Annotated in this window: 15 protein-coding genes; 8 read left to right on the forward strand and 7 right to left on the reverse strand. The window is 72.8% G+C overall.

The window, feature by feature from the left end:
• Window positions 1–36: 36 nt before the first annotated feature.
• Window positions 37–735, forward strand: a complete 699-nt coding sequence (locus ASD16_RS03340) for a response regulator transcription factor (protein ID WP_055912788.1) — start codon at window positions 37–39, stop codon at window positions 733–735.
• A 3-nt stretch (window positions 736–738) separates the two neighbouring features.
• Window positions 739–2,061 carry an ATP-binding protein gene (locus tag ASD16_RS03345; RefSeq protein ID WP_055912791.1) on the forward strand — a complete coding sequence of 441 codons (1,323 nt, stop codon included), beginning with the start codon at window positions 739–741 and terminating at the stop codon, window positions 2,059–2,061.
• Between the two features lie 4 nt (window positions 2,062–2,065).
• On the opposite strand, the gene ASD16_RS03350 is transcribed toward ASD16_RS03345, so the two are convergent.
• Window positions 2,066–2,575, reverse strand: a complete 510-nt coding sequence (locus tag ASD16_RS03350; RefSeq protein ID WP_055912794.1) for a GtrA family protein — start codon at window positions 2,573–2,575, stop codon at window positions 2,066–2,068.
• 123 nt (window positions 2,576–2,698) lie between these two features.
• Between ASD16_RS03350 and ASD16_RS03355 the strand changes: the two genes are divergently transcribed.
• The 3 genes from ASD16_RS03355 (at window position 2,699) to ASD16_RS03365 (ending at window position 5,689) form a co-directional block, all read left to right on the forward strand.
• Window positions 2,699–3,865: a 5-(carboxyamino)imidazole ribonucleotide synthase gene (locus ASD16_RS03355; protein ID WP_055915636.1), complete on the forward strand. Its 1,167-nt coding sequence runs from the start codon at window positions 2,699–2,701 to the stop codon at window positions 3,863–3,865.
• Between the two features lie 91 nt (window positions 3,866–3,956).
• Entirely contained in the window at window positions 3,957–4,496 is a 540-nt protein-coding gene (gene purE / locus ASD16_RS03360; protein ID WP_055912797.1) for a 5-(carboxyamino)imidazole ribonucleotide mutase, read from the forward strand.
• Window positions 4,497–4,567: 71 nt separating this feature from the next.
• The gene (locus ASD16_RS03365) at window positions 4,568–5,689 is read left to right on the forward strand and encodes an acyltransferase (RefSeq protein WP_055912800.1); all 1,122 of its coding nucleotides are present in this window, start codon (window positions 4,568–4,570) and stop codon (window positions 5,687–5,689) included.
• A 13-nt stretch (window positions 5,690–5,702) separates the two neighbouring features.
• On the opposite strand, the gene ASD16_RS03370 is transcribed toward ASD16_RS03365, so the two are convergent.
• Together ASD16_RS03370 and ASD16_RS03380 are read right to left on the reverse strand one after the other, a co-directional pair.
• A complete protein-coding gene (locus ASD16_RS03370; protein WP_082570568.1) occupies window positions 5,703–7,097 on the reverse strand; it encodes an LCP family protein in 1,395 nt (464 codons plus the stop codon).
• 3 nt (window positions 7,098–7,100) lie between these two features.
• Window positions 7,101–8,351, reverse strand: a complete 1,251-nt coding sequence (locus ASD16_RS03380; protein WP_235523090.1) for an LCP family protein — start codon at window positions 8,349–8,351, stop codon at window positions 7,101–7,103.
• Window positions 8,352–8,599: 248 nt separating this feature from the next.
• Here ASD16_RS03380 and ASD16_RS03385 point away from each other — a divergent pair, with 248 nt between their 5' ends.
• Window positions 8,600–10,420, forward strand: coding sequence for a hypothetical protein (locus ASD16_RS03385; protein WP_055912809.1), 1,821 nt, complete (start codon window positions 8,600–8,602; stop codon window positions 10,418–10,420).
• A 54-nt stretch (window positions 10,421–10,474) separates the two neighbouring features.
• On the opposite strand, the gene rfbB is transcribed toward ASD16_RS03385, so the two are convergent.
• The 3 genes from rfbB to ASD16_RS03400 are packed head-to-tail and all read right to left on the reverse strand — an operon-like array spanning window position 10,475 to window position 13,462.
• Window positions 10,475–11,470 carry a dTDP-glucose 4,6-dehydratase gene (gene rfbB / locus ASD16_RS03390; protein ID WP_055912812.1) on the reverse strand — a complete coding sequence of 332 codons (996 nt, stop codon included), beginning with the start codon at window positions 11,468–11,470 and terminating at the stop codon, window positions 10,475–10,477.
• Between the two features lie 37 nt (window positions 11,471–11,507).
• A complete protein-coding gene (locus tag ASD16_RS03395) occupies window positions 11,508–12,449 on the reverse strand; it encodes an NAD-dependent epimerase/dehydratase family protein (protein WP_055912815.1) in 942 nt (313 codons plus the stop codon).
• Window positions 12,446–13,462 carry a glycosyltransferase gene (locus ASD16_RS03400; RefSeq protein ID WP_235523091.1) on the reverse strand — a complete coding sequence of 339 codons (1,017 nt, stop codon included), beginning with the start codon at window positions 13,460–13,462 and terminating at the stop codon, window positions 12,446–12,448. The genes ASD16_RS03395 and ASD16_RS03400 overlap by 4 nt, the downstream gene beginning before the upstream one ends.
• Before the next feature lie 74 nt (window positions 13,463–13,536).
• Between ASD16_RS03400 and ASD16_RS03405 the strand changes: the two genes are divergently transcribed.
• Together ASD16_RS03405 and ASD16_RS03410 are read left to right on the forward strand one after the other, a co-directional pair.
• Window positions 13,537–14,127, forward strand: coding sequence for a GtrA family protein (locus tag ASD16_RS03405; RefSeq protein WP_235523092.1), 591 nt, complete (start codon window positions 13,537–13,539; stop codon window positions 14,125–14,127).
• Window positions 14,124–14,987: a glycosyltransferase family A protein gene (locus ASD16_RS03410; protein WP_055912818.1), complete on the forward strand. Its 864-nt coding sequence runs from the start codon at window positions 14,124–14,126 to the stop codon at window positions 14,985–14,987. The genes ASD16_RS03405 and ASD16_RS03410 overlap by 4 nt, the downstream gene beginning before the upstream one ends.
• 18 nt (window positions 14,988–15,005) lie before the next feature.
• Here the strand turns inward: ASD16_RS03410 and rfbD are convergent, their stop codons facing one another.
• Window positions 15,006–15,857: a dTDP-4-dehydrorhamnose reductase gene (gene rfbD / locus ASD16_RS03415; RefSeq protein WP_055915643.1), complete on the reverse strand. Its 852-nt coding sequence runs from the start codon at window positions 15,855–15,857 to the stop codon at window positions 15,006–15,008.
• Window positions 15,858–15,957 lie beyond the last annotated feature (100 nt).

A 15,957-nucleotide genomic window follows, 5' to 3' on the forward strand; every position in this document is an offset into this window, starting at 1 on the left:
GGCGGTCAAGACCGTCCCATGACCTAGCATGGGCGAATGACCCAGGTGCTGCTGGCCGAGGACGATCCCGCGATTGCCGAGCCTTTGGCCCGCGCCCTCGGGCGTGAAGGTTACGACGTGCGCGTGCAAGGTACTGGTCAAGGTGCGATCGACGGCGCAGCGGCGGCTGACCTGGTCGTCCTCGACCTCGGCCTGCCGGACATGGACGGCCTCGACGTCGCCCGCGCCATCCGCAACCTGGGCCTGACCACCCCGCTGCTCGTCCTGACCGCGCGCGCCGACGAGGTGGACCTCGTGGTGGGCCTCGACGCCGGTGCTGACGACTACGTGACCAAGCCGTTCCGGCTGGCCGAGCTGCTGGCACGCGTCCGGGCGCTGCTGCGCCGCAGCGTGGGGGACCCGGGCGACGAGGACGAGTTGCACGCGCAGAACGTCCGCGTCGACGTCGCCGCCCACCGCGCGTTCCAGGGCGAGCGGGAGCTGCACCTGACCGCCAAGGAGTTCGACCTGCTGCGCGTCCTCGTCGGGGCGGCCGGCACCGTCGTCGCACGCGAGACGCTCATGCGTGAGGTCTGGGGGTCGGACCCGACGGGATCGACCAAGACGCTGGACATGCACGTCTCCTGGTTGCGCCGCAAGCTCGGCGACGACGCCAACGCCCCGCGCTACGTCACCACCGTGCGGGGCATGGGCTTCCGGTTCGAGACGGGCGGCGCGAGCGCCGAGCGGGTCTGAGCCTTGCGCCGTCGCGTCCTGCAGGCGACCATTGCGGCGGTCACCGTCGCGGTCGTCCTGCTCGGCTTCCCCCTCGCGTTCCTCGGCGCGCAGCTGGTCCGCGAGAACGAGATGCAGGCGCTGTCCGCGCGTGCGGAGTCCGCCGCGCGGGCGGTCGACTTCCGCGTCGAGCAGGACATCGCCCTGACCGACCGGATGCTCGAGAACTACACGGGCGACGTGGGGGAGGTCTCGGCCTCCGTGATCGTCCGGACCCCCGACGGTGAGCTGTACCAGGCCGGCGAGCGGATCCAGGGCCGCAGCCTGTCGGTGGAGGTCGACTCCGACACCGGCGCGACCGTCACGCTGTACGTGTCGTGGTGGGACGTGTTCTGGCTCAGCGCCCGCGTCATCGCGCTCGTCGTGGTCGCCGCCGTGGTCGCGTTCGCGGCCGGCATCGCGATGGCCATCTGGCAGGCCAACCGCCTGACCGCCCCGCTGGTCTACCTGGCCGCGTCGGCCGAGCAGCTCGGTGCCGGTCAGGTGCGTCCGCGCCTTGAACCGTCGGGCGTCGAGGAGATCGACCTGGTCGCCGCCGAGCTCGCGCGCAGCGCGGACCGGATGGCCGCGCGGCTGGCGGCCGAACGGCAGTTCGCCTCCGACGCCTCCCACCAGCTGCGCACGCCGCTCACCGCGCTGTCCATGCGGCTCGAGGAGATCATGGTCGCCACGGACGACCCGGACGTGAGCGAGGAGGCGCGGATCTCGCTCGAGCAGGTCGAACGGCTCGTACGCGTCGTCGACGACCTGCTGGCGAGCTCCCGCCGGCTGCAGGGTGGCACCACCGAGGCGGTCCGGCTGCTGGAGGTCGTGCACCAGCAGGAGGAGGAGTGGCAGCCGACGTTCCTCGCGACCGGCCGCCGGCTCGTCGTCGAGGTCGACCGCACCACGCAGGTGCTCGCGACGCCGGGGGCGCTCGCCCAGGTGATCGCCACGCTCATCGAGAACTCCCTGCGGCACGGCGCCGGCACGACGACCATCCGCTCCCGGCCGAGCGGCCCGTCGGGCGCGGTCGTCGTCGAGGTGGCCGACGAGGGTGCGGGGGTGCCCGACGACCTCGCGCCCCGCATCTTCGAGCGTGAGGTGACGTCCGGCAAGGGCACCGGTCTCGGGCTCGCGCTGGCCCGCGACCTGGCGTCCGCCGACGGTGGCCGGCTGGAGCTGGCGCAGCGGCGGCCCGCGGTGTTCGCGCTGTTCCTGTCCGGGGTGCCGGCCTCGATGCGGCCCGACGTCGTGCTGCCGCTGGGTGCGGTGGTCTCGGCGCGGATGGACCGTCGCCGGCGGTGACCGGTCAGGCCGGCGGGGGAGTGGCCCTGCCGGTGAACACCCAGCGCTTGTACCCGAGGTAGCGCAGGACCGTCCCGATCCCGATCCCGATGACCGTGGCGACGTTGTCCGCGAGCGGGGTGGTCAGCCCGAGCGTGTAGTGGGAGAACGCCAGGGTCAGCAGCGGGATCCCGGCGCAGACGATGTTGATCGTCGCGAAGACCGCGAGCTCACGGGTGCGCCTCTCGGTGCGCTGCCGGGAGAACGTCCAGTGCCGGTTGCCCAGCCAGGACACCAGCGTCGCGGCGATGACGGAGATGACCTTCGCGGTGAGTGGCTTGTGCCCGAGCACCTCGCCGGGACCGAACCGGAGCAGGTTGAACAGGCCGAGGTCGACGACGAAGGCGATGCCGCCCACCGAGAGGAACCGGGCGATCTCGTAGGTGCGGGCCCGCAGGGCGGCGGCGCGGACGGCCGGGGCGACGGGCGGCACGCTGACGACCCGGTTGTCGGTCAGCTCGTCGCTGGCGCTCACGGAGCTCCTCGGGGGTCGGACACAGCGGTCTGGAGAGGATAGCCCGGCGATCTGTGCGGTATCGGACCGAGCGGGGTGCGAAGCGTTTCGGCGTCGTGCGGCGCTCGGCTAGTGTCGTCGCCCGTGACGGCACCCGTGGTGGCAGTGGTCGGTGGCGGGCAGCTGGCTCGCATGATGGCGCCCGCGGCGACCGCGCTGGGGTTGCACCTGCGGGTGCTCGTCGAGAACGCGACGTCGTCGGCCGCGCAGGTCGTCGTCGACGCCCCCGTCGGGGCGGCGTCCGACGAGGCGGCGATCACGCGGCTGGTCGACGGTGCCGATGCGCTCACCTTCGAGCACGAGCACGTCCCCAACGCGCTGCTCGACCGCCTGGAGGGCGCAGGCGTCGCGGTCCACCCGGACGCGGCCGCGCTGGTGCACGCGCAGGACAAGATCGTCATGCGGACCCGGCTGACGGCGCTCGGCATCCCGGTCCCGGCGTGGGCGGTCCTCCCGTCCGCCGCGGAGCTCACCACCTTCCTCGCCGACCACGAGGGCGTCGCGGTGGTCAAGACGTCCCGCGGCGGCTACGACGGAAAGGGCGTGCGCGTGGTGCGCGGCGCCGACGACGTCGCGGACTGGTTCGCCGCCGCGGCGGCGGGCACCGGGACGCCGCTGCTCGCGGAGGAGAAGGTGCCGTTCACCCGCGAGCTCGCGGTCCTGGTCGCGCGTCGACCGAGCGGCGAGATGCGCACGTGGCCGGTGGTCGAGTCGGTGCAGCGCGACGGCGTGTGCGCCGAGGTGGTCGCCCCCGCCCCGGACCTCCACGAGGCGACGCGCGCGGAGGCCGTCGAGGTGGCCACCCGGATCGCCGACGGGCTCGGCGTCACCGGCGTGCTCGCCGTCGAGCTGTTCGAGGTCGCGGACGCTGCCGGCGGTGCGCCGCGCGTCCTGGTCAACGAGCTCGCCATGCGCCCCCACAACTCCGGCCACTGGACCATCGACGGTGCGGTCACCAGCCAGTTCGAGCAGCACCTGCGCGCGGTCCTGGACCTGCCGCTCGGGGAGACCTCGGCACGCTCGCGATGGACCGTGATGGCGAACGTCCTGGGCAGCACGCTGGCGGACCCGACCGAGGCCCTGGCGGACGTCGCCCGGCTCGACCCGGCGGCGAAGGTGCACCTGTACGGCAAGGAGGTCCGGGCGGGGCGCAAGCTCGGGCACGTCAACGTCAGCGGCGACGACCTCGACGACGTCCGCGGCCGCGCGGTCGCCGCTGCGGCCCTCCTGCAGGGCGACGCGTCCGCCTGACGTGAACATCGCCCCGGAGCGGGAGCGCGTCGGGACATGATGGGCGCGGCGTCGCGGTCGCGAGGCCTCGGTACAGGTGGAGGAGACGGCGATGGCAGCGCAGGCCCTGGTGGGGATCGTCATGGGCTCGGACTCGGACTGGCCCGTCATGAAGGCTGCCGCGGAGGCGCTCGCCGAGTTCGACGTCCCCGTCGAGGTCGACGTGGTCTCGGCCCACCGTCAGCCCGAGAAGATGATCGCGTACGGGCGCAGCGCGGCGGACCGAGGGCTGAAGGTCGTGATCGCCGGCGCGGGCGGTGCGGCGCACCTGCCCGGCATGCTCGCCGCCGTGACCACGCTCCCCGTGGTCGGTGTGCCCGTGCCCCTCGCCTACCTCGACGGCATGGACTCGCTCCTCTCGATCGTGCAGATGCCTGCCGGCGTCCCCGTGGCCACGGTGTCCATCGGGGGAGCTCGCAACGCCGGCCTGCTCGCCGTCCGGATCCTCGCGTCGGGCGACGGCGAGCAGGCGACGCGCCTGCGTGCCGCGATGGCCGCGTTCCAGGAGGATCTGCACGGTCAGGCGGACGGCAAGGGCGAGCGGCTGCGTGCCCAGACCAGCGCGCGACCGAGCGTGGGGTTCAGCGTCTGACCGTGTGAAGGCTGCGTGAGAGCCCGCCGCTCGGCGTGCAGGCGTCGTGGGGCGCACCTAGCGTCGATCGGATGAGTCCCCGCCCGCGCCTCGCCGCGCTCGACGCGCTCCGCTTCGTGGCGGCTGCGGCCGTGGTGCTCTACCACTTCACCGGTCGCACGAGCTCGGCCTGGGGCGACGGGCAGACGGAGCGGCTCGGCGGGGTGGGCAGGTGGACGGGCTTCGGGTCGCTCGGCCCGGAGCTGTTCTTCGTGATCAGCGGCTTCGTCATCCTCATGACGGCGTGGGGGCGCCCGACGGCCCAGGTGGTCGCGTCCCGGGTGGCGCGCCTGTACCCGGCGTACTGGGTCGCGGTCCTCGCGACCGGCGCGCTCCTGCTGGTGGTCTGGCCGGAGGGCAAGGAGGTCACACCGCACCAGGTCCTGGTGAACCTCACGATGCTCCAGTCCGCCGTGGGCGTCGACCACGTGGACGGCGTGTACTGGACCCTGTGGACCGAGCTGCGGTTCTACCTGCTGCTCGGCGTGCTCTCGCTGGTCGGCATCACGCGTCGTCGGGTCGTCGGCGTCGCGATCCTCTGGCCGTGGGTCGCGCTGCTCGCGGAGCACGCCGGCGCGACCGCGCTCGCCACGCTGCTGATCGCCGACTACGCACCGCTGTTCGCCGCCGGGATGGCGCTGTTCGTGCTCACCCGCGATCGTGCGGCCACGGAGAGGCGGCTCCTGCCGTGGGTGGCGGTCGGCGTGAACACCGGCCTCGCCGTCGCGCTGGTGGTCCCGTCGCGTACCGCCGTGCTCGAGCGGACCACCGGGTACGTCCCCTCGGCGGCACTGCTCGGTGTCGCCGTCGTCGGGTGCGTCGCAGCCGTGGCGGTCGTCGTGCTCACCCGGGTCGCGCGCTGGGAGCACACCGGGCTCGTCGCGCTCGGTGCGCTCACCTACCCGCTGTACCTCCTGCACGAGTACTGGGGGCTGGCCGTGATCCGGGTGCTGGCCGAGCACGTACCCGCCGCTGTGGCGCTCGGGTCGGCGCTCGCGCTGGTCACCGTGATGGCCTGGGCCGTGCACCGCTGGGTCGAGGTCCCGTGCGGTCCGTGGCTGCGCCGCGTGACGCTCGCGAGGCTCGAGCAGGTCCGCGGGGTCGTGCTCGACCGCGTCATGCGCGGACCCCGCCTGGTGGCGGCGATGCGCTGAAGGTCACGGCCGCTCAGGTGCCCGGCACTCCGCCGACCGGCCCAGGGGGCAGGGACCCGTCCCGGATCGCAGCCCAGAACGCGGGGGTGGTCTCGGGGTCCAGCTGGACGGTGGAGCCGACGCCGTTCCCGGGCCGGTAGTCCATGCTGGCGATGGGGGGCGTCCCCGTGATCCCGCCCTCGCCGTTGGCCGCGCGGAACGCCAGCGCGAGCTGGGCCATGTCGATGATGCCGCTGCCGTCGCTCACGGTCAGCGCCCGGGTGCCGGCGTCGATCAGCGCGACCTGCTGGCCGGGGTGCGCGACGAGCTGGCTGGGCTTCACCTTCGACATCACGGCGCCGATCAGCTGTCGCTGCCGCAGGGCCCGGCCGACGTCGCCGGTCGGGTCGGACTTGCGCATCCGGGCGAACGCGAGCGCCTGGGTCCCGTCGACGTCGTGGCACCCGGGTGTCCACACCATCCCCGAGTCCACGTCGTTGACCTCGGCGTCGTAGCAGAGGTTGACGCCGCCGACTGCGTCGACGATCTGCTCGACGCCGGCCATGCCGATCTCGGCGTAGTGGTCGACGGTCAGGCCGGTGAGCCCCTCGACCGTCTGCACGAGCAGCGGAGCACCACCCCAGGAGAAGGCGGCGTTCAGCTTCGAGGACCCGTTCCCGGGGATCTCCACATACGTGTCACGGGGGAGCGAGATGAGCGCCGTGGGGCCGCTGTCGGGCACGTGCAGCAGGAGGATCGTGTCGGTGCGGGCGCCCTCGGTGCCGTCCTGCTCGATGCCGCCGTCCGCGCGGGAGTCCGACCCGGTGAGCAGGTAGGTGGTGCCCGGGGTGCCTGCGGCGCCGCTGAGCGCGGGGGTGTGCTGGACCTTCCCGTTCGCCCAGAGGGTCAGACCGATCGGCCAGACGAGCAGGGCACCGAGCACCACGACGGCGACCGCGCCGATCAGGAGCCTGCGGTTGCGCCGCGTTCCCGGCGCCGCCTCCGGCGCGCTCGGCGTCCGGGGTCCCGTGGGCGTCCCGGGCGGACGAGCGGCGGCCTGGCGGGCGGCGGCCGGCCGCGTCGGCTGCGGCGGGCGGCTCGTCGCCGGCCGCGAGGTCGTCGACCTGGGCGCCGTGGCGGCCGGTACGGCCGGGCCTGCCTGCTTCGGGTCACGGCCGGAGACCTCGACGGGCTGCGCAGTGCGCGGCGGCCGGGCGGACGGTGCGGTGGGAGCGATCGTCGGGGGGCGGCCCGTGGACGCCCGGGCGTCCCCACCCGGGGCCGGCCGGGGAGTGCGCTGCGGCGCGGTGGGGCGCGAGGGGCGGCCGACCACGATCGGCTGGGCGTCCGCCGGACGGACGGGGCGCGCCGGCGTCCCGGGCGCGAAGCTCGGGGGTGGCGTTCGGGAGGTCCGCTCGTCGGCAGCCATGCCTCAGCAGACGTCCGTCGTGTCGTCCACGCTGAACGCCTCGTGACCGGCCTTCTTCGTCTCCACCGGGGCGGGCTCCACCGGCGTCACCGGCTCGACGGGCGTCGTGGCCGTGGCACCCGGGGCGGGCGGTTCCGTCGTCGCCGTGGGGGTCGGGGTCGGGGCCTCACCGAGGGCGGGGAGGTCGTTGACCATGTTCGACCAGACGGCGTCGGCCTCGGACGTCCACTCGACGCGGTTGGGGTCCGACTTCGCGGGAGCGAACGGGATCGTCATGAAGGTGATGTTGCCACTGCTGATGTTGCGAAGGTTGTAGGCGAGGCCGGTCATGTTGCCGAGCGTCATCTCGCTGTCCGCGGTCAGGGAGCCCGTCGCGGCGCTCAGGAACGACAGCAGCTTCTGCGGGTTGGTCAGCACGTCACGCGAGAGCACCTCGCGGACCATGGCGGCGATGAGCTTCTGCTGGTTGCCGATGCGGTTGGTGTCGGAGCCGTCCCCGACGCCCTGCCCCTTGCGCGCACGGGCGTAGGCGAGCGCCGTCGGGCCGTCGAGCGTCTGGAAGCCGGCCGTGAGGTCGAGGCCGGCCAGGTCGGACTTCATGTCCGTCGGGATGCACATCGGCACGCCGCCGATCGAGTCGACCATCTGCTGGAACCCGGCGAAGTCGACGACGACGAAGTGGTTGATGGTCAGACCGGTGTTCTGCTGCACCGTGTTGATCGTGCAGGCCGCGGCGGACGTCATGTCGCCGCCGTTGTCCCAGCCGGTGGCGAACGCCGAGTTGAACATGCCGTGGGTCGCCCGCGTGGTCTTGCCGTTCGTCATGGTGCACGACGGGATGTCGACGAGGGAGTCGCGCGGGATCGAGACCAGCTCGACGCGCGACCGGTCGGCCGAGATGTGCAGCACCATCGTCGTGTCCGAGCGCATGCCCGCGGCCTCGCCGCCGATGGAGGCGTTCACGCCGTCGCGCTGGTCCGAGCCGAGGATCAGCAGGTTGACGGCCTGGCCGGCGTTCGGGTCGTCGGGGTCCGGTTCCTTGGTCGGTGACGCCACCGGGTCGACCAGCGCCGACACGTCGACCTTGTCCATGTTGCCGTTCAGCTTGGCCGCGACCGCGGCGACGCCGCTGGCGCCGAAGACGACGACTGCCGCCACCGTGAGAGCGATCCCCCGCAGGACGCCGTGGGTCCGCAGGCGTCGGGAGTGCCGGGCGGCACGAGGGCGCTGAACAGCAGCGTGGCGGGAGGTCACGCGACGATCGTAGGAGAGCGACCCGCTCGTGCGGAGGAGCGCACGCAGGGGCGTCGTGGAGGATCTGTGCAGATCAGCGTCCTACGCGGGCGTCGACCGGCCTGGGACGCGCCGAGGGACGTCGCAGGGATCCCTGTAGAGTGCGGCCGCAGGCGCTCCAGCGCCACTGAGCGCCCGCTTCTCCCGGTGTCCGTGCATGCCCGGACCGCGGGGCGCCCGATCACCTGAACGATTGAAGGGGACGCCCTGTGTCCAGCCGCGCCCGCGCCGCCCTCGCCACGCTCTCCGTCCTGGTAGCCGCCCTCCTGCACCTTCTCCTGCAGGCCGGGATGATGCTCCGCTGGCCCGGGTGGAACCTGTCGTCGTTCCGGAACTACTTCTGGTCCGACCAGCTGGCCTACCTGTCGATCGTGCGGAACGTGTCGCAGGGGGAGGCCTGGGACGTCGAGCCGTTCACGCTGACCGGCACGAACTACTACCCCCGCGGCTGGTACCTCCTGCTGGGCACCGTCGCACGCTGGACGAACACCGACCCGGCGACCATGTGGACGCTCGGGGGCCTCGCGGCGCAGGTTCTGCTGGTGTGCGCGATCGGCACCGCGTGCGTGCTGCTCACCCGCCGCTGGTGGACCGGGGTGCTCGGGTTCGTGCCCTTCCTGCTGGGCACCGGCAGCTGGATGCTCAGCGGCGGTGAGTCGTGGATGAACCTGCTCAGCTCGCACGCGGTGCTCTGGGGGCCGTTCGGCGTGCTGTACACGCTCAACGGCGAGACCGTCGCCCTCTCGTTCGGTGGCACGGCCCTGATCGCCCTGCTGCTGGTCGCCGCGGGTCGCGTCCCGCAGCGTGCCGTGTGGCCGGTCGCGCTGGTCGCGAGCCTGGTGGTCGGGCTCCTGGCGAACATCCAGACCTACTCGTTCCTCACCACGAGCTACACGCTCGTCGCGGCGACGGCGGCCGTCGGGCTGGTCCGCACGCGGTCGTGGCGCGCGCTGGCACTCACCGGCGTGCTGCTCGTGCTGGTGGTCACCACCGGCCCGCTCGTCGCGGAAGCGGTCGGCCAGCTCGCGGTCCTCGTGTACGGCATGGTCCCGGCGCTGCCCGGGGTGTTCCTCGTGCTGCGCGCGACGCGCTGGCGGGCTCTGTGGTGCGTCGGCCTCGTGGCGCTCGGCGCACTGCCGCAGGTCGCCGCGACCGCGCTGGGTCTCGCCGGCGAGGACCCGTTCCTGGTGTACCGCGAGGCCTCGTCGACACAGCTCGGGGTCCCGCTCGGCGGTGGTGTGTTCGCAGCGCTCGCCGTGATCCCCGCGATCGTCCTCGTGATCGTCGCAGGCGTCCGCCGTCGACGCGTCCTCTGGGTCGCAGTGCCGTCCGCGCTCGCGGTGCTCTGGGTGTACCTGGCCGCGAACGACAAGTGGGGTGCCAACCAGGAGCCGTACCGGTTCTGGCTCGACCTCTACGTCATCATCGGCACGCTGGTCGTCCCGCTGCTCGCGTGGGTCGTCGCGGAGGCGCTCGGCTCACGTGCGGCGGAGCCGGGTCTCGCGGACCGGCCGGCCGAGCCGGAGCAGACGGCGCCCGTGCTCGGACCGTGGTCACGTCCGGGACGTCTCGCCGTGATCGGCGGTCTTGCGCTCGTCGTGGTCGTCGCGGGCGTGTGGAGCTACGACTTCCGGCTCTTCCGGTCCTCCGTCAGCGCGGCGGGGTACATCCCGCTCGACGGACCCGGCTACCAGGCCCAGGTCGACCTCGCGGACGAGACCGACGGCGGCCTGGTGCTCCCGGACGCCTGTGTGGACCCCATGATCTTCAAGTCGACGTGGGGTGGCCCGGTCGGGTACTACAACAAGGGCCTGGCGTGGCCCGACAACAAGGACGACCTCGACATCGCGATCAACGCCCGCGCGCCGGGCAACCTGGACCAGGCGGCGGCCATGCGTGCCGGCATCCGCTGGCTCCTGGTCGACACGTCCTGCGAGACCGACCTCACCGAGGGTCTCGACGCCCACCGCGTGGCGGCGCGAGACGTCGAGGGCGCGGGCAGCTGGGAGCTGTGGAAGCTCGACGAGTAGCACGAGAAGGGCCCGGCCAGATGGCCGGGCCCGTCGTCGTGCAGGGTGGGGAGGTCAGCGTCCGAGCTGCGCGTACTTCGCCTCGGTCGCGTCCTTCTGCGGACGCCACCACGCCTCGTTCGCCTGGTACCAGGCCACCGTGGCCTCGAGGCCCGCGCGGAAGTTCTCGTACTGCGGGACCCAGCCGAGCTCGTCGCGCAGCTTGGTGGAGTCGATCGCGTAGCGCAGGTCGTGGCCGGGGCGGTCGCTGACCAGGTCGTAGGCGTCCGCCGACTGGCCCATGATCTCCAGGATCGTCTCGACGACGGTCTTGTTGTTCTCCTCGCCGTCGGCGCCGATGAGGTACGTCTCGCCGAGGCGGCCGCGCTCGATGATCGCCCAGACGGCGCTGTTGTGGTCCTCGACGTGGATCCAGTCGCGCACGTTCTCGCCCGAGCCGTACAGCTTCGGCCGGACCCCGTCGATCACGTTGGTGATCTGCCGCGGGATGAACTTCTCCACGTGCTGGTAGGGGCCGTAGTTGTTCGAGCAGTTGGAGATGGTGGCCCGGACGCCGAAGCTGCGGGCCCACGCGCGCACCAGCAGGTCGGAGGCGGCCTTCGTCGAGGAGTACGGGCTCGACGGGTTGTACGGGGTGTCCGGCGTGAACTTGGCCGGGTCGTCCAGCTCGAGGTCGCCGTAGACCTCGTCGGTCGAGATGTGGTGGTAGCGGACGTCGTGCCGGCGGACCGCCTCGAGCAGCTGGTAGGTGCCGATGACGTTGGTGCGCACGAAGGGCCACGGGTCGTGCAGCGAGTTGTCGTTGTGCGACTCGGCCGCGAAGTGCACCACCAGGTCGACGTCCTTGACCAAGGCGTCGACGATGTCGGGGTCCGCGATGTCGCCCTTGGCGAAGACGACCTTCCCGTCGACGGGGTCGAGGCTGCGCTCGTCGCCCGCGTAGGTCAGCGCGTCGAGCACGGTGACCCGGACGTCGGGACGCTCGCGGACGGTCTGGTGAACGAAGTTGGAGCCGATGAAGCCGGCGCCGCCGGTCACGAGCAGATGCACGACGAGTTACCTCCGAGGCGTGGGATGACGAGCGAGTCTATCGGCCGGGGTTCGCCCGGGCGTATTCGCCCAGCCCCGCGAGCAGGCTCTGGGACGTGGCGTGGATGCCGTGCACGAGGGTCGTCATCGACCGACGGTCGAGCTCGGGCCAGACCACGGAGCGCAGCCGGAGGTCGCGGGCCTGCTGGGTGGCCAGGGGCGACGAGGCCATCCGGACCAGCACCTTGCGGCCGAAGACCCGTCGGCACTCGCCCAGCAGGTGCGCGATCGACGCGGCCTGCTGCGACGCCAGGATCTTGACGACCACGCGGCCGGGCTCCTCCTGCTCGACGCGGTCCAGCGCGTCGCAGACGAGGGCGGCGCAGTCGTCCACGAACACGTAGTCGCGGATCGTGTCCAGCGAGACGTACACGCCGACGGGCTCGTGCAGCAGGTTGGACAGGCAGAGTCGCGAGATCAGGCCCTGGTTCTTGGCCAGGTCCTGGCCGGGGCCGTACAGGTTGGAGATGCGGCCGACCACCACGCGGCTGACGGCGGCCAGCCGGCCGACCTCGGCCTCGGCGCGCAGCTTCGCGTGGCCGTAGCCACCGAGGGGGACGGGCACCGAGTCCTCGGTGAACGGGGGCAGGTCGCTCCCGCTGTACACGGCGCCCGCCGACGAGGCGAAGAAGGTGCGGCGGGGCGGGGCGGACGCCAGCAGCCGGTCGACGAGCCCGGCGATCGTGGCCACCTCGGCGTCGAGGATCTCGGGCGTCGCGCCGACCACCCCGGCGCCCGCGCACCACACGAGCGACCAGTCGCCGTCGGAGTCCGCGTCGACGCGCTCGGCGGCGGAGGCGAGGGCGTCGACCGCTCGCTCCGGGTCGGACCACGGGACGAGCGGGTGCGTGACCGTCGTGCCCCGGGCCTGCAGGGCGCGCCGGACGGCCGTGCCGAGCAGACCTCCGCCGCCGACGACGAGCGCGTGCCCGGTGGTCACCGGGTCGAGGGCTGACGGCCGAGCGGGCCGGCGCCCGGGTCGCTGACCATGAGGTAGGCGGGCTTGCCCATGGCCATGTTGACGGCCACGCCGATGTACTCCGCGATCACACCCAGCGAGAACAGGATCGCGCCGGTGCCGATCAGGACCACGACGATGATCGAGGTCCACCCGGCGGGGAGGGCCTCGCCGCCCGCCAGGCGCATGACCGCGAGCCCGAGCGCGAACAGGAGGCCGACGGTGGCGAACGTCACGCCGAGAAAGCTCACGGCGCGCAGCCCGCGGGTGCCGCTGGACAGGACCATGCGCCAGAAGTGCGACAGGAGCCGCCGCGTCGAGTAGCCCGACGCGCGGCCGAGCTCCTGGCGCGACTCCACCGGGCACGTGCCGGCCTCGCCGGCGACCCAGCTGAGCGCCACGTCGAGGTAGACGCCGGCTCCGGCGAACGCCGCCGTGCTGCGTGCCACCTCGCCCAGGACCAGCCGATAGCTCTGGTACTTCGAGGTGTCCGTGCCGCCCAGGCCGATCTCGATCAGCCGCTTCGCTCCGCGGGAGGCGGCGTTCCGGAACGCGCCGTGGGGGGGCGGGTTGGTCGGCTGGGCGTAGACGACGGACGCCTGCTGACGCATCGCCGCGTCGAGGAGGTCACCGATGTACGCGGGATCGTGCTGGCCGTCCTCGTCCATGGTCAGCACCCAGTCGCCGCCGCTGGACGCCATGCCCGCGAGCGTCGCCGCGTGCTGCCCGTAGTTGCGGCTCAGCCAGATGGTGCGGACCCAGGAGTGCTTCTCGGCGAGCTCGCGCATCACCGCGGGGGACCCGTCCGGTCCGTGGTCGTGGACCAGGAGGACCTCGGCGATCACCGCTCGGTGCCCGTCCGTCGTGCCGAACTCGTCGGTGAGCGGCTCGAGCTCGGAGACCACCTCGGCGAGGGTCTGCGCGCCCTGGTACACGGGGACGACGACCGAGATCCGGTGCGTCGTCGACAGGGGGGACACGGAGGGGTTCGTCACTGCAACGACTATAGTCGTGGGGCGTTGCGCCCAGGGACGTCCCCTCGAGCGCCGGTCCACAGGAAGAGAGCAGGGTGCAGGAGAACACGTCCGCAGACCCGACCGGACCGGAGACGGAACCCCCGGCGGGCATGCACGGCGACCTCGGCCCGCTGTTCCGGCTGGTCCGCGATCGCCGGGTCGCCTTCCTCATCGTCGGCGGGATCAACACGCTGATGGGCACCGCGTGGTTCATCCTGTTCCAGTCCCTGCTGGGCGACACGTTCGGCCAGTACACCTACATGCTGAGCCTGCTGTGCGCGCACGTGTGCGCCGTGCTCACCGCCTTCGTGCTCTACCGGCGGTTCGTCTTCCGCGTGCGGGGGCACGTGTGGCTGGACCTGTGGCGGTTCGAGCTGGTGAACCTCAGCGCGCTCGGGATCAACGCGCTCGCCCTGCCGTTCGTGGTCCAGGTGCTCGGTCTGCAGCCCATCCCGGCGCAGCTGCTGGTGACCTGCGTGACAGCGCTGATCAGCTACTTCGGGCACCGCGACTTCTCGTTCCGTCGCAAGCACGCCGCTGAGGAAGAGGCTGTCGCACCGAACCCGCCCGTCGTCCCCGGTGGCGCCCCCGGCGCCCCGATCACCGCGCCCGAGAGCGCGTCACCTCGAGAGGGTGTGGCATGACCCCCACCGTGTCCGTCGTCGTCCCGGCCTACAACAACGCGGACTTCGTCGGCGAGACCGTGCGCTCGGTGCTCGCCCAGACGTACACCGACTTCGAGCTCATCGTCGCGGACCACGCGTCCAGCGACGCCACGTGGGACGTGCTGCAGGAGTTCGCCGACGACCCCCGGGTACGCCTGCTGCGCACCCCCGCCGGCGGGGGAGCGAAGGCCAACTGGGACGCCGTGAGCAAGGCCGCGACCGGCGAGCTCATCAAGCTCGTCTGCGGCGACGACGTGCTGTACCCGCAGATGCTCGAGCGCCAGGTCGAGCAGTTCCGCGCGCACCCCCGCGCGGAGGTCGTCGCCTCACGCCGGGACATCGTCGACGCCCACGGGACCGTGCTGGTCAAGGGGCGCGGCCTCGGTCGCCTGCAGGGGGAGATGTCCGGCGCGAAGGCGCTGCGCAAGTCGATCCTGGCCGGCGGCAACATCTTCGGCGAGCCGATGTGCGTGATGATGCGGCGCGAGACGCTCGAGCAGGTGGGCTGGTGGGACGACCGCCAGCCGTACTACATCGACCTCGGCACCTACGCGCACGCCCTGGTGCGCGGGACGTTCGTCGCGGTGCCCGAGACGCTCGCGGGCTTCCGGGTCAGCGCCAGCCAGTGGAGCGTGCGGCTCACCGACGAGCAGAGCGGGCAGGCGGCGCAGTTCCACGCCCGGGTGCACGAGGCGCACCCCGAGGTCGTGTCACGGCTCGACGTCACCGTCGGGAACGTCATGGCCCGGGTGGCCGCGCTGCGCCGCCGGCTCGCCTACGCGTGGCTCGGCCGGCGCATGAGCGCGCCCGCACCGAGCGCCGCGACCAGCGACGCCTGAGTAAGCCCGACGCCTGAGTCAGACTGCGAGCACCGCGGCGGACGCCTGCTGCCAGCGCTCGCGCCAGTCGGCGATCGGTGCCAGGCCGGCGCTGGTGCTCGCGGCGTGGTCCAGGACCGACCAGGCGGGCCGCCGGGCTGCGCGGTCGAGCGTGCCGCTGGTGCTGGGGCTGACGATGTCGGGGTCCAGGCCGCCGGCCTCGACCACCGCGCGCGCGAACTCGTACCAGGACGCCTGCCCGGCCGACGTGGCGTGGTAGGTCCCTGACGGGACACCGTCGAGGACCGCCTGCACGGCCTGCGTGGCCACGTCGTGCGTCCAGGTGGGCTGGCCGACCTGGTCGTCGACCACCGAGAGGGCGCCGCGCTCGCGGGCGACACGCAGGATCGTCTTCGGGAAGCACGGCCCGCCGGCACCGTAGAGCCACGCGGTGCGCAGGATGAGGTGGCGGCCGGGGGCCTCGGCCCGCACGGCCCACTCCCCGGCGAGCTTGGTGCGCCCGTACGCGGACAGCGGGCGGGGCACGGCGTCCTCGGGGATGGGGTGCCCGGCGGTGCCGTCGACGACGTAGTCGGTCGAGACGTGGACGAGGGTCGCGCTGTGGATCCGCGCGGCGCGGGCGACGTAGCCCGCGGCCAGGGCGTTCGTCGCGAACGCCTCGGGCTCCCGAGCCTCGGCGTCGTCCACGGCCGTCCAGGCGGCGCAGTTCACGATCACGTCGTGACCGGAGACCGCCCGCTCGACCGCGTCGGCGTCCGTGACGTCCAGCGAGCGGCGGTCGGTCGTCGTGACGGTCTCCCCTCGAGCCGTCAGGACATCCACCACATCGGACCCGAGCATGCCGGCCGCGCCGGTCACCAGCCATCGCACCCGCACAGAGTACGTGCACGAGCGGGGACCGCCCGACGGTCGCCACCGTGACCGGAGTCGGGCCTGGCGGCGCGTCGGCCTGTGCCCATGGCGGCGGACA

Origin of the sequence: Cellulomonas sp. Root485, from assembly GCF_001426705.1 — a bacterium.
GTDB lineage: Bacteria > Actinomycetota > Actinomycetes > Actinomycetales > Cellulomonadaceae > Cellulomonas.

What these genes read in the sequence shown, in the direction of transcription:
- ASD16_RS03340 (WP_055912788.1), top strand. Translation starts at nt 37, where the DNA reads ATGACCCAGGTGCTGCTGGCCGAGGACGATCCCGCGATTGCCGAGCCT.
- purE (WP_055912797.1), top strand. Translation starts at nt 3,957, where the DNA reads ATGGCAGCGCAGGCCCTGGTGGGGATCGTCATGGGCTCGGACTCGGAC.
- ASD16_RS03370 (WP_082570568.1), bottom strand. Translation starts at nt 7,097, where the DNA reads ATGGCTGCCGACGAGCGGACCTCCCGAACGCCACCCCCGAGCTTCGCG.
- ASD16_RS03365 (WP_055912800.1), top strand. Translation starts at nt 4,568, where the DNA reads ATGAGTCCCCGCCCGCGCCTCGCCGCGCTCGACGCGCTCCGCTTCGTG.
- ASD16_RS03410 (WP_055912818.1), top strand. Translation starts at nt 14,124, where the DNA reads ATGACCCCCACCGTGTCCGTCGTCGTCCCGGCCTACAACAACGCGGAC.